The organism is Pedobacter fastidiosus, from assembly GCF_014306625.1.
In the GTDB taxonomy this organism is placed as follows: Bacteria; Bacteroidota; Bacteroidia; order Sphingobacteriales; family Sphingobacteriaceae; genus Pedobacter; species Pedobacter fastidiosus.
On record NZ_JACRYL010000007.1, the window covers coordinates 83,864 to 97,387 of the forward strand.

Sequence of the window (13,524 nt, forward strand, 5' to 3'; positions counted from 1 at the left end):
TACGATTAACCGATTTAAACATTTAGCCAATTAGCCCTATTTTAAATCCTTTAAAATCTCAGCAACCGCTTTTTCCAGTTGTGGGTCTTTATCTGCCAATCGATCTTCGAAAGTATTTTTCACGAAGATATCTGGCTTAACCCCTTCTTTCTCGATATTTTTCCCATCCATTGTATAACAACCCCAAGATGGCAAACGATAAGAAGAACCATCAACCAAGCCTTTTGCGGAAGTAAAAATAATCCAACGGTAAGTTTCCGTTCCTACAATTTTGCCCAGTTTTAGTTGTTTAAATCCGGTAGCTGTCATTTCCGCATCACTTAAAGATTGTTCGTTAACCATTAAGATAATCGGTTTTACAGCGGGACCAAAATTACTCTGAGGAGCCATTTTACCGCCACGATATTTCCACTTTAAGTATGGCTTTTGAGAAAGGAATTTCAAAACTTCATCATGAACATTTCCGCCTGTATTGTACCGTAAATCTATAATGATGGCTTCTTTATTCTCCTCTTGCTCTACCATATCCAGCAAGAAACGTTCTAATTCGCCTGAGCCCATATTTTTCATATAAGAATAGGCAATGCGGTTATTCCCCCATCTATCTACATTTTGGCGATTTTTCGTAATCCATTCATCGTACAAATTATTTCTTAACAAACCAGAGCTCTCCGGATGAACATTAACCGAAACCTCTTTCCCACTACGATTAAAAGTTAAACTCATTTCCTTATCCAAAGATGGTTTGCTGAAATAATAATCTCGATCTATTTTATCATCAACTTGAACACCATTAACTTTTGTCAAAACATCGCCCGGCAAAACATTTACACTGCTATAAGAGGCATTACTTTTGGCTATAATTCGCTGTACCTTAAAAGGATTTTCATTATCGAACATAATGCCCGTTTGGTTGGTAATGTAGTTTAGGTTCTTGCGCTCTTCTACTCCGAAACTATTAAAGCCCATGTGCGAAGAATTTAATTCGCCCAACATATCATTTAATAAAATCCTTAAATCGCTCCGGTTATTTACATAAGGTAAATAAGCAGAGTAACTGGTTTTCATTTTTTCCCAATCCACACCGTGGAAATTTTCGTCATAAAAATTCTCATCAAGGCCAACCCAAGTTTCATAAAACATCTGGTTAAATTCGGCATTTAAGTTGCGTGCGAATTTATATCCATGATCGATTTTATCTTGTTTATTCCCTTCTAAATTATATTTATTAATTACACCACCAATCAAGGTAAAAAACTTATCGCCAACCTGAATAATAGAATAACTATCACCATCACCAACTTTTTCTGTTTTGTTGGTTTCAAAGGGTTCAATGGTCGTTCTAAATAAACTGGGTTTTCCTCCGTCTTGATTCGAAGAATAAAAAACATAGGTTTTCTCGCCTTTGGCAAATACATCAGTTCCGTTCTGACTTCCAAAATCTGAGCTCACCAATTCTACTCGATCCAAAATATTTTGAGTATTTATTGTAATTACGGAAGCGGGTTTTGGAGTTGGCTTAACATCAGTTTTTTTCTTTGCTGTATCTGTCGGTTTTTTTGCTTTTTTATCAACTACTCCGGGCTTAACGTCTTTTGGTTCAGCTTTTTCTTCTTTAAACAGTTCATCAAATTTATCGAAACGGAAAGGAGTATCGTAGCTGTTCAAAGCCATGCGATAAATGTGCACATGCTCACTACCTGATGGATAAAAAGGATCAGTTCTTGCACTGGTAAAATAAATATATTTTCCATCAGGCGACCAAGCCGGACTTGTTTCGGTAACGCCAGTATTGGTTAAATTAATGGTCTTGTCCGTTTTAATTTCATGAACTAAAATGTCCTGCTCAAAATTTCTAAATGCGGTAAACAATACATATTGATCATTTGGAGAAAAGCTTGGAGTAGAATTCTGAATCGCCCAAAACTCATCTTTAACGATAGTTTTGCTTTCCAAAGTTTTTAAATCCAGTAATCTTAATTCATTTCTTCCACTTAAATAAACCGCCAAAGTTTTGGTTTTATTTAAGGTGATATCGCGATTATTAGCCTTGTCTTTAGTAATTTGTTTGGGTGTTCCTTTTCCATCACCAGTTAAAGTAAACCAGTTCTGATAACCATTGGAAGTCTGATTAAACAATATCGTTTTATTATCTGCTAGCCATTTACATTCCATAGCTCTTTCTCCACTATTGGTTATTTTGCGGATAAACTTTCCATCAGCATCACTTACAAAAAGCTCTCCTCGCGATACAAATGCAATTTTTTTGGCATCAGGAGAAACATCGAAAGCCGAAATGTTTCCACGAACATCATACTCCTGCTCTTTGCTTAAAACCTGATTACGGGAAGCACTGATGTTAACCTTTTCAGTTTTCTTTGAGGCTACATCGTAAGTATAAAGTTGATAATCTTTCTCAAAAACAACAGTTGTTCCATTTGCAGAAACGAATGGTCGTTTTATTGATGTATCGAAATTGGTTAATGCTGTTTTCTTGCCATTTATAAAAGTATAAAGATTGTATTCTTCATTTCCTTCATCAGAAACGAAATAAACATTTCCCTTAGCATCAACGCTGGTCCAAAAATCTTTACCGATATAATTAGTGTACTGCTTGTAAGCTTTGGTTTTGGGATTATAAGATTGAATATCTGGATTATAAGCACCTTTATAATGCTTTCTGTTTGCAAAACGCATACTTTCCCAAGTATCACTAAAAAACAATTCGCCACTTGGTGCTTCTGCAATGTGATGGGTGGTGTTAAAATAATTTTCGAAAAGCCGAATAGCTGTACCACCATTTACGCTTACTTTATAGCTCGAAAAAGAGTTGAACCGACCAGATGTAAAGTAAATAGTTTTAGAATCTAAGCTCCAATTATCAACTTCATCAGATGCATCATTAAAAGTTAACTGTTTAATATCTCCACCAGCAACAGGCATTACATACACATCGTAATTACCAAATTGGTTAGACGAAAATGCCATCCATTTACCATCGGGAGAAATTTTTGGATTAATTTCCTCGCCTTGCATGGCCGTAATTCGAGAAGCTAAACCACCTTTTACCGGAACTTTCCAAATATCACCATCATAACTAAATACTATTGTCTGCGCATCGGGCGTTAAAGCAGGATATGCAGTAAAGTAAGTTTGATTTTGTGCAAATGCACTAAAAGGCAATAACAGAGCGCCTGCTATGAGCATTTTTAGGATGTTTTTGATCATGATTTAGTTTGTTTGGCTTTGGAAGCATGAAAATACGCAACAGTTTTTATAATCGTAAACAATAAAATGTATTTTTGATCGATTTGAAAGTTTTACACCTAAATACTTACGATGGAAACGGCGGAGCCGGAAGGGCTTGCTTACGCCTAAGCGATGCGCTGAAAGCTAGTGGTGTAGATTCTAAAGTTTTGGTTTACTATAAATTTGGGCAAAACCCGAAGATTGATACCTTCAGCAAATCGCCCATTCAAAAAGCTAAAGCTGTCTATAATATTTTATCCGAACGCTATTTTGCAAAATGGCTCAGCAAATCGGTTAAAACTCCTTTCAGTTTACAATGGTTTGGCCGATCTATTAAAAACCATCCTGAAGTTAAAAGTGCAGACATTATTCATTTGCATTGGGTGAATCACGGTTTCCTCACTCCAAAATTTTTAGCGGAATTAGATGAACTAGAAAAGCCAATTGTTTGGACGTTCCACGATAGCAATGCTTTTACAGGTGGTTGCCATGTGCGTTATGGTTGCGAAAACTTCCATCATCAATGTGGCAATTGTCCAATTTTAAAAATAAGTGGCGATAATGATATCTCGCACAAAACTTGGCTAAGAAAACAGAAAGCCTATACCGAATTAAACTTTCACATTGTGGCGCCAAGTAAGTGGATGGCAAGCTCGGTAAAGTTTAGTAGCTTGCTTGGTACACGCAAAGCAACTGTAATTCCGAATACGATAGAAACCAATATTTTTAAACCGTATGTTAAAAGTGAGGCGAAGAAAATCTTAAAAATTAATCCCGATAAGTTTGTGTTGATGAGCGGTTTTATGCCCTCAAAAAACGACAAGCATAAAGGAACGCCATATTTAATTGCGGCGCTAGAGATCTTATCCCGAAGGGCTGGGATTGTTAGGGAAAACATCGAATTGGTAATTTTTGGAAATAAAGAAAATACCGAGATGCCAACTTTTCCTTTTAAAACAACTTTCTTAGGCACCATAAATAAAGATGAGCACTTGGCAAAATGCTATTCTGCGGCAGATGCATTTATCACACCATCTTTAGAAGATAACTTACCAAATACCGTAATGGAAAGCTTGGCCTGCGCTACGCCAGTAATTGCCTTTACCACAGGTGGGATTCCAGACATGGTGAAACACATGCAAAATGGGTATTTGGCTGAATATGAAAACGCCGAAGATTTGGCTAATGGGATTGAGTGGTTATATCATCGCCCAAATAAAGCCGAAATACAGAAAGAAGCCAGATTAAGCATTCTCAATAATTTTTCAGAAAAGGTGATTGCAGAAAAGCATCTCGATTTATACGAAACCCTGATCGATTTACAACCGAAGTAAAATATGCCGATGGAATTATCTAAAACCTATCTTGATAATATTAAAGCGCTGAAATCGGCAATTTTACAGAGCCGTTACAGGGCAGCCACCTTAGTTAACAAAGAGCTTTTAACACTTTATTTTGCAGTTGGAAAGTTCATTTCAAATAAGATTAAAGAGGAAAAATGGGGGGCAAAAGTTATTGAAAATCTTTCTGCTGATTTGCAACTCGAATTGCCAGGATTAAGAGGTTTTTCAGCGACGAACATTAAAAGAATGCGCCTCTTTTTTGAATCTTGGGAAGAGCAATTCATAATTAGTCCGTCACTTACGGCCCAATTAGAAACAATTGATTTACAGGAAATTACATTTAGACCGTCAGTAACGGTCCAATTAGAAAATAGTTTTTCTACTGTAAGTTTCACTCACCATATCGAGATTTTACAAAATACAAAATCTTCAGAAGAAAGAATATTCTACATCCAAAAAACGGCCTCAGAATTTTGGAGTTTGAGTACATTAAAAAATCATTTAAATAATCAAACCTATCAAAAAACGGGTAGCTTACCCAACAACTTTTCAAAAACTATAACGAATGATAAAGCCAGGCAAAAAGCCCTACAATCATTTAAAGATGAATACTTATTAGATTTTATAAATATTGAGGATGGCGACGAAAAGGATGAAAGACTTTTAGAGAGTGAAATTGTTCAAAATATTAAAAAATTCTTAATGTCTATAGGAGCGGATTTTGCCTTTATTGGAAATCATTTGCCGGCTGCTTACAAAGGACTTTTACCAGATGTTGAAACGCTAAAAAAATTGATGGATTAATATGCCAAAGCTCTCCATTATTACCATCGTATATAACAACGTTCGAGACATTGAGCGAACGATAAACTCTGTAATTAATCAAACTTTTAAAGATATTGAATACCTTATTATTGATGGTGCTTCTACAGATGGTACGCTTGAAGTTATTCAACGGTATAAAAATCAAATTTCCAAAATTGTTTCTGAGAAAGATCAAGGTATTTACCATGCGATGAATAAAGGCTTGGCAATGGCTAAAGGCGATTACGTTTTGTTCATGAATTCTGGCGATGAACTTTATGATGAACATACGGTTGAAGATGTTTTTGAATCTTCACCTGGAGCTGATATTTATTATGGCGAAACCGAAATGTACAACGATAACTGGGAGAATTTAGGAAGAAGAAGACATGAGGCTCCAGAAGTTTTTGATTGGAAAAGTTTTCAATTTGGAATGAACATTAGCCATCAGGCGATTTATATTCGAAGAAGTATTACTACACCTTACGATTTGAAATATAAATACAGCTCGGATATTGATTGGATTATTAAGGCGGCGAAAAAATCGTCAAATATTGTTAACGTTCATCGTTATGTAGCCAAGTATTTGGTGGGTGGAATGAGTAAGAAAAAGCATTTTGAAAGTTTAAAAGAGCGCTTCAAAATTCTAACCAAATATTATGGCCTAATTCCTAATATTTTTAATCATATCATAATTGCTGGAAATTTAGCTTCGTACTTTTTTAGGCACAAAAGAACGAATGATTAACAACAGCTCGTCATTTCGACTGGAGCAAAGCGTAATGGAGAAACCTTTTAAATGGGGTTTTTACAAAATTTTTCCAATACAGTTGTTATGATGCGATAGAGATAACTCAAATTTCTAAAAACAATAATTTTCCCCAACTGTCTTTAAATATATCACCTATTTAAAATTTAAAGATTATGGGACAATTAAGTAACCGCACAATTGCTGTACTTTCAGAAAGCGGATTTGAAGAAGTTGAATTAACAGAACCAGTAAAAAGATTAAAAGAAGAAGGCGCAACCGTTCATGTTATCTCCTCAAAAAGTGGAACAATAAAAGCGTGGAATCATGATCATTGGTCTATTGAAGTTGATGTAGATAAAACTATTGACGAAGTAAATGCAGATGATTATAATGGATTGCTTTTGCCCGGAGGCGTTCTAAACCCAGATCAGTTACGAATTAATAAAGATGCGATTGCCTTTGTAAAAGCTTTTTTTGAAGCCGGTAAACCCGTCGCCGCAATCTGCCACGGACCGCAAACTTTAATTAATGCAGACGTTGTTAAAGGTAGAAAAATGACATCCGTTAAAAACATTTCTCAGGATTTAATTAATGCTGGTGCAGATTGGTCTGACGAGGAAGTTATTGTAGACCAAGGTTTGGTTACCAGCAGAACACCGAAAGATTTACCTGCATTTAATGATAAAATTGTAGAGGAATTTGCTGAAGGAGTTCACGAAGGACAACATGCCTAGAGGGCTGGAACGCTCTTTGTAAATTCACTAAAAAACGGTTGACATTGGTTAGCCGTTTTTTTATTTAAAGCTTTACTTGCCTAATAATATTTTTAATATTCAACTCAATAATGTCGGTCATCGTTTTACAACTTAAATAATGTCGATCTTTAAAATAATCGGCCATACTTTGCTTTAGCAATGCGATGTTTGCCGGAGTTGTTAATGCTTCTTTATTTGAGACATCTCGCAAATCTGTTAAGCGATGACGCTCACTCCTAACTCGATGTACGATTGATGATCTTTCCTCTTGTTGATACTGTAAAACTGTTTTCTCGGTTAATTGCTCCATGCTCATTTTTACATAAGGCAAATTTTCCTTAAAAAACTGGGGCAAATAAACCTTTAAATTTCCTTCGTAAAATTGCTGATCGAAATCTATTGCTCTGATTCTAAATTGAATATCATCGAAATCTGGCGTAATTTGAACTACAAAATTATAAGCCCTCATATCACCCAAAAGCATTATTAAACAGCGTTCGTTAAATTTCACAAACTCCTTAGCAATTCTAGTCGGATTAAATTCTGGAGTGTATAACTGTCCTTTCGTAAAAACATCTCCCGGAATCCCCGCAATATGCTCCTCTACCAATGTATCGCCATCTACCAAATAATTCACTTGGTTTGGCGATAAAATTTCTTCGAGTTCTAAGCCGTAAATTCTAGAAGCATCGGCTTTTTTAATGTAGAAATAATCGTAAACATCATTTAAGCGGTTTACAATTCTGATTCTAAAAGGATGCGTATTTCCGAAAGTACAATATTCAATTTTATCGATGTATTTATGCTCAACAATGCGCAGGTTTCCAGATGCTTTTAAGTTAGCATAGATTTCTTTTAACCCATTGTGTAGTTTTTCAATTAAATCCTGTGCATAAATTGGCCCCTCCCACAGAGAATCTTTTCCAAACTTATCCATTAGTGGGAAAGCCTCATTAAACTGCATCAAATCATTGTATTTGATGGGCAATTTGGCTTCACGCTGATAACTTCGCAGGTATTTTTGCAAAGCAGGCGTAACCGGAAAAATCGGCTTCTTTTTTGAAATTTTTACATCATCGTTTTCCATCGATCAGCAATGTAGCATTTTAAAAATTTAACCGCAAAGAATTTAAGCAAGCGCAAAGAACACAAAGTTAAACGCTAAACTTCATTTTCTTTACGAAATACTTTGCGCCCTTTGCGGTTAAAAACATTAGTACTTTGGACAACCAAATTGGCAAACCCGCTAAATACCAGTTTATTTTTCGATAAGTTTTAATTTTTTTACCACAAAGTTCACAGAGAAAAAGCACAGAGGAGAAAGAGTAATTCTCGGTGAAAACTCAGTGCGCTCTGTGGTTAATTTTTGCAGGATAACCAAATGGCAAACCGGCTAAATACCTGCTTATTTTTCGATAAGTTTTAATTTTTTTACCACAAAGTTCACAGAGAAAAAGCACAGAGGAGAAAGAGCAACTCTCCTTCTTCTCGGTGAAAACTCAGTGCGCTCTGTGGTTAATTTTTGCTGGATAACTAAATGGCAAACCCGCTAAATACCTGCTTATTTTTCGATAAGTTTTAATTTTTTACCACAAAGTTCACAGAGGAAAAGCACAAAGGAGAAAAAGCAACTCTCCTTCTTCTCGGTGAAAACCCAGTGCGCTCTGTGGTTAATTTTTGCTGGATAAATAAATGGCAAACCCGCTAAATACCGACTTATTTTTCGATAAGGATAGTTGCCTGCACCATGATCTGCAAATTGAACAATAATGGTATTCGTTTTTGGATCGATGTAAAGTCTTTGTCCGAGCATTCCCTCCGCTGCATAATCGCCATTCTCACCTTCTTGCGGAATCCACCACAGATAATGATGTGCAGATTTTTGCCAGCCTTTTGATGACGCTGGCTTTTCAGTACCAATATTGATGGATTGGTTTACCCAACTTTCGGATACAATTTGTTTGTTGTTATATTTTCCTTTGTTTAGATACAAACGCCCAATTTTGGCAAAATCTATTGCCGTAACCTGAAAACGGCTTGCCGTATTTGCCAATCCATTTGGATGATCTAAGCCCCAAGTGGAATTGTACTCCGTGCCAATATTCCGCCAAATTTTTTCTTCAAAATATTGTGCTACCGATTTCCCTGTAGCTTTCTCCATCACCCAACCCAATAAAATTGGATCGATACTTTTATATTTCCAAACCGTTCCAGGTTTATTAACGAGCTTAACTTTCATCAGCTCTGTTTTCATATCATGTGTATAGTAATACTTTGCTTCATCAGAAAAGAAAGCTTGAACAACTCCGCCTAAAGCATCTTGAAATTCCAAGCCTGATTTCATATCCAAAAGATTTTTTAACGTGATGTTATTAAAAGCAGGATTAAATTTTAGCTCAGGAATATATTGGGTTACTTGATCATTCAAATTTTTAATGCTTCCATCTGCCAACGCTTCTCCAAGCATAATAGAAACCAGACTTTTTGCTCCAGAAAATATTGTAGTTAGCGTACTGTCGCTATAACCTGAACTATATTTTTCATATAATATACTATCATTCCTAATGACAAGAAAAGCATTTAATTTGCCATTTTTAAAATAATCTTTAAATGGGATAGATTGATTATTACCATCTAAAACATGCAAAGTATCTATATCATTTCTTAGTTTAGGCGAACGTATAAAATGAAATATGGAATTGCTTTTATGAGAGACATCTTGCGGAAATGCTTTGTAAGTTACCGAATCAGGCTGACGGTAATAAAGCACCCGCATTAAATACGGTTGCCAAATAAATAACCCACCAAAGGTTAGGATAATTAGCAAGAAGAAATAAAAGATAATTTTTTTAAAGATTTTCATTGACAAAACTTACGCCAACAAATATAAAATATAGCATGGAAATTTTAAGCCATACTATCAGAAAGATCCTGTCTTATTTCTTCAATTTTCGGAGCTTTTCTCTCTTGTTTATGTTTCCATCTTCTATGGCTCCATAACCAATAAGCAGGCTTTTCTTGAATCATTTCCTCTAGGAAATGCGTATGCGCTTCAGTAATCTCATATTCTGCTGTTTGATCAGGATGCAAGCAAATCGGCACACAGTCTACCTCGTAATAACCACGTTTTAAATAGTTGATTTTTAAATAAAAAACCGGGCGATTGGTTTTCTTTGCAATTTTTTCTATTCCAAGCTGAACAGAAGTTTCTTGGTTCAGAAAGTTTGTCCAATAAAGAGATTCTTCTTTTGCCGGAGCTTGGTCGCTCCCGAAAGTAAACATATTAGCAGAACCTTTACTGGATTGAATGGCTCTTAAAGTTTGGCGCATGGCAACCATTCTATTTCCAAACTTGCTTCTCATGGTTAAAAACCAATTATCAAATGCTTCACTGCTAAGTGGCTTATATATTGGGTAATGCTGACCAGAAAAATTTAATCCGATTGCCATACAAACCCATTCATAATTGCCATAGTGAGAGGAGCAGAAAAGAACGCTTTCATTATTTTTAAGATAGGCCTCAACCAAATCGACATTCTTGAATTTTACACGCTTAGAAAGTTCTTTTTTTGAGATACTTTTCATTTTGATTACCTCAACAAATAGTGAGGATAAGAATTTGTAGTATTCTTTTTCGATGGCTTTAAGCTCCGCAGCAGTTTTATCTGGAAAGGCATGGTATAAATTCTCCTTCACCACCTTTCTACGATATTTAAAAACGTAGAAAATTAATAAATAAAAGGCATCAGCTAGTCTATATAATAGAAATAGTGGCAAAAGAGAAAGTGCGTTTAATAAAAATATCCCTAAAAAGGATAGGCTCTTATTAATCATAATAGGGAATCGATTAGTTTGTTGAGACAAAACTAACGTCCAAATGGAAATCAAATGCCATCAAATTGTTTGTTTTTTATTCCCATAAGTTTTATGAAAAATGAGTGACAGAAAATCAATCGATTGATTAATGTTTTAGTGAAATTTTAGGAAAGTATCAGTAAGTAGGCTTTGACAACTTTAATAGCCAGGGGGAAAGAAAGTTGTCAAAGCTAAAAAAGACCTCACCCTATTAAAGTTTCTGCTTTGGCAAATTAGTATCCCTCCCTCTCCTTGAAGAGAGGGAAACAAAAGACAGTAACTTAAACCATAAGTAAAACCTAAACCAAACTAAGCTGTTCTTAGGTGTCTAAGGTGGTGAAAAACCTAAGCGCAAAAAGGCCTCACCCTATTAAAGTTTCTGCATTGGCAATTAGTATCCCTCCCTCTCCTTGAAGAGAGGGAAACAAATACAGTAATCTTAAACCGTAAGCAAAAAACTTGCATCAAACTAAGCGGTTCTTAGGTATCTAAGGTGGTGAAAAACCCTAAACGTGTAAAAGCCTCACCCTATTAAAGTTTCTGCTTTGGCAAATTAGTATCCCTCCCTCTCCTTGAAAAGAGGGAAACAAAAGACAGTAATATTAAACCGTAAGCAAAAAACTTGCATCAAACTAAGCTGTTCTTAGGTATCTTAAGTTTTCAAGTCCTCCCTTCTGGGTAGGATTTAGGTGGGGCGCCTTTAAACCCAAAAAACCCCGATTTACATCGAGGCTTTAAATTTATATTTTCCAACTCCCTCTCCTTCGGAGAGGGCTGGGGTGAGGCTATTTAAGCGAATTGCTTTCCTTTTACCTTACGTTCTTGTTCTGTTAAGAAGATTTTACGTAAACGCATACTTTGCGGTGTAACCTCGATATACTCATCAGCTTGGATATATTCCATAGCCTCTTCTAACGAGAATTTAATTGCAGGTGCAATACGAGCATTATCATCTGTACCAGATGCACGCATGTTCGTTAATGCTTTTCCTTTAACAATGTTTACTACTAAATCATTATCACGGATGTGCTCACCCATAATCTGACCTTCGTAAACATCAACTCCTGGATCAACAAAGAAACGACCTCTATCCTGTAATTTATCAATAGAATAAGCGGTAGTCATACCTTTATCCATTGAAACTAAAACACCATTTAAACGACCAGGGATTGTTCCTTTCCAAGGCTCGTAAGCTTTGAAACGGTGCGCCATAATCGCCTCGCCAGCAGTTGCAGTTAACACGTTGTTACGTAAACCGATAATACCACGAGCTGGGATTTCGAATTCTAAGTGTTGTAAATCGCCTTTTGGCTCCATAATTAACAACTCACCTTTACGTTGAGTTACCAATTCGATTACCTTACCAGAAACTTCACCCGGTACATCAACGATTAATGTTTCAATTGGCTCACATTTCTTACCATCAATTTCTTTAATGATAACCTGTGGCTGACCAACTTGAATTTCATAACCTTCACGACGCATCGTTTCGATTAATACCGATAAATGGAGAATACCACGACCGTAAACCAACCATGAATCTGGAGATGCAGTTTCAACAACTTTTAAAGCTAAGTTTTTCTCAGTTTCTTTGATTAAACGTTCTTTTATACGTTGAGAAGTAACTAATTTACCTTCTTTACCAAAAAACGGGGAGTTGTTAATGGTAAACAACATATTCATTGTTGGCTCATCAATGCTGATTACTGGCAATTGTTCTGGATTTTCAAAATCTGAAATGGTATCACCAATATCAAATCCATCAATACCTACAACCGCACAAATATCTCCCGAACTTACTTCTGTAGCACGGATTTTTCCTAAACCTTCGAAAGTATAAAGTTCTTTTACTCTTGATTTTACAATTCTACCATCGCGTTTAATTAAAGTAACCGGTTGGTTTTCCTTAATTGTACCACGGTGAACACGACCAATTGCAATACGACCTACGAAAGATGAATAATCTAACGAAGTAATTTGCATTTGCAATGTACCATCGTTAATTGGTGCAGGTGGAATGTTTGCCACAACAGCATCCAATAAAGCGAAAATATCAGTCGTTGGAACTTTCCAATCCGTACTCATCCATCCTTGTTTAGATGAACCGTAAATTACTGGGAAATCCAATTGCTCTTCAGTTGCTTCAAGGTTAAAGAACAATTCAAAAATTTGCTCGTAAACCTCTTCTGGGCGACAGTTTTCTTTATCCACTTTGTTTACAACCACAATCGGTTTTAAACCTAGTGCCAAAGCTTTTTGCGTTACGAAACGCGTTTGAGGCATTGCACCTTCAAAAGCATCGCAAAGTAAAAGTACACCATCGGCCATTTTTAAAACACGCTCTACCTCACCGCCAAAATCCGCGTGACCAGGTGTGTCAATAATGTTAATTTTTACGTCTTTGTACTGAACCGAAACGTTTTTAGACACGATTGTGATACCACGCTCACGCTCTAAATCGTTATTATCCAATATCAAATCTCCTGTTTGTTCGTTGTCACGAAAAATAGAACAAGAATGTAAAATCTTATCAACCAATGTAGTTTTACCGTGGTCAACGTGTGCTATAATAGCTATATTTCTAATCTTTTGCATAAAATGCGCCTCAAATTTGGCGCAAAGATAATGTTTAGAAATGGATTTTCTACTATAACGCCCACTATTTAATCAGATGATAATGTTGTAATTATCTCATTTTTAATTAGAAAAGCAAGTACAGTAGTAATGCGGTTAAGTTCGGCCCCGCTTTCCATTTCAAGTCCTCGAT

The 13,524-nt window shown here is 36.0% G+C and carries 9 protein-coding genes; 4 read left to right on the forward strand and 5 right to left on the reverse strand.

Features of this window, described 5'->3' with window-relative positions:
- Nucleotides 1–36: 36 nt before the first annotated feature.
- Nucleotides 37–3,228, reverse strand: a complete 3,192-nt coding sequence (locus H7U22_RS09290) for a S41 family peptidase (protein WP_187071084.1) — start codon at nt 3,226–3,228, stop codon at nt 37–39.
- Between the two features lie 74 nt (nt 3,229–3,302).
- Between H7U22_RS09290 and H7U22_RS09295 the strand changes: the two genes are divergently transcribed.
- The 4 genes from H7U22_RS09295 to H7U22_RS09310 all read left to right on the forward strand — a co-directional run bounded on the left by H7U22_RS09295 (nt 3,303) and on the right by H7U22_RS09310 (nt 6,881).
- Nucleotides 3,303–4,583: a glycosyltransferase family 4 protein gene (locus H7U22_RS09295; protein WP_187071085.1), complete on the forward strand. Its 1,281-nt coding sequence runs from the start codon at nt 3,303–3,305 to the stop codon at nt 4,581–4,583.
- Between the two features lie 9 nt (nt 4,584–4,592).
- Nucleotides 4,593–5,396, forward strand: a complete 804-nt coding sequence (locus tag H7U22_RS09300) for a PDDEXK nuclease domain-containing protein (RefSeq protein ID WP_187071086.1) — start codon at nt 4,593–4,595, stop codon at nt 5,394–5,396.
- A 1-nt stretch (nt 5,397) separates the two neighbouring features.
- Nucleotides 5,398–6,144 (forward strand): glycosyltransferase family 2 protein, encoded by a 747-nt coding sequence (locus H7U22_RS09305; RefSeq protein WP_187071087.1) that lies wholly within the window; start codon nt 5,398–5,400, stop codon nt 6,142–6,144.
- A gap of 176 nt (nt 6,145–6,320) precedes the next feature.
- Nucleotides 6,321–6,881, forward strand: coding sequence for a type 1 glutamine amidotransferase domain-containing protein (locus tag H7U22_RS09310; RefSeq protein ID WP_187071088.1), 561 nt, complete (start codon nt 6,321–6,323; stop codon nt 6,879–6,881).
- A 64-nt stretch (nt 6,882–6,945) separates the two neighbouring features.
- On the opposite strand, the gene H7U22_RS09315 is transcribed toward H7U22_RS09310, so the two are convergent.
- The 4 genes from H7U22_RS09315 to typA all read right to left on the reverse strand — a co-directional run bounded on the left by H7U22_RS09315 (nt 6,946) and on the right by typA (nt 13,352).
- Nucleotides 6,946–7,989 carry a hypothetical protein gene (locus H7U22_RS09315; RefSeq protein ID WP_187071089.1) on the reverse strand — a complete coding sequence of 348 codons (1,044 nt, stop codon included), beginning with the start codon at nt 7,987–7,989 and terminating at the stop codon, nt 6,946–6,948.
- A 474-nt stretch (nt 7,990–8,463) separates the two neighbouring features.
- A complete protein-coding gene (locus tag H7U22_RS09320) occupies nt 8,464–9,765 on the reverse strand; it encodes a serine hydrolase domain-containing protein (RefSeq protein WP_187071090.1) in 1,302 nt (433 codons plus the stop codon).
- Between the two features lie 44 nt (nt 9,766–9,809).
- Nucleotides 9,810–10,736 (reverse strand): lysophospholipid acyltransferase family protein, encoded by a 927-nt coding sequence (locus H7U22_RS09325; RefSeq protein ID WP_187071091.1) that lies wholly within the window; start codon nt 10,734–10,736, stop codon nt 9,810–9,812.
- 810 nt (nt 10,737–11,546) lie between these two features.
- Nucleotides 11,547–13,352, reverse strand: a complete 1,806-nt coding sequence (typA, locus tag H7U22_RS09330) for a translational GTPase TypA (protein WP_187071092.1) — start codon at nt 13,350–13,352, stop codon at nt 11,547–11,549.
- Nucleotides 13,353–13,524 lie beyond the last annotated feature (172 nt).

What these genes read in the sequence shown, in the direction of transcription:
- H7U22_RS09290 (WP_187071084.1), bottom strand. Translation starts at nt 3,228, where the DNA reads ATGATCAAAAACATCCTAAAAATGCTCATAGCAGGCGCTCTGTTATTG.
- H7U22_RS09305 (WP_187071087.1), top strand. Translation starts at nt 5,398, where the DNA reads ATGCCAAAGCTCTCCATTATTACCATCGTATATAACAACGTTCGAGAC.
- typA (WP_187071092.1), bottom strand. Translation starts at nt 13,352, where the DNA reads ATGCAAAAGATTAGAAATATAGCTATTATAGCACACGTTGACCACGGT.
- H7U22_RS09300 (WP_187071086.1), top strand. Translation starts at nt 4,593, where the DNA reads ATGGAATTATCTAAAACCTATCTTGATAATATTAAAGCGCTGAAATCG.
- H7U22_RS09315 (WP_187071089.1), bottom strand. Translation starts at nt 7,989, where the DNA reads ATGGAAAACGATGATGTAAAAATTTCAAAAAAGAAGCCGATTTTTCCG.
- H7U22_RS09325 (WP_187071091.1), bottom strand. Translation starts at nt 10,736, where the DNA reads ATGATTAATAAGAGCCTATCCTTTTTAGGGATATTTTTATTAAACGCA.
- H7U22_RS09320 (WP_187071090.1), bottom strand. Translation starts at nt 9,765, where the DNA reads ATGAAAATCTTTAAAAAAATTATCTTTTATTTCTTCTTGCTAATTATC.
- H7U22_RS09310 (WP_187071088.1), top strand. Translation starts at nt 6,321, where the DNA reads ATGGGACAATTAAGTAACCGCACAATTGCTGTACTTTCAGAAAGCGGA.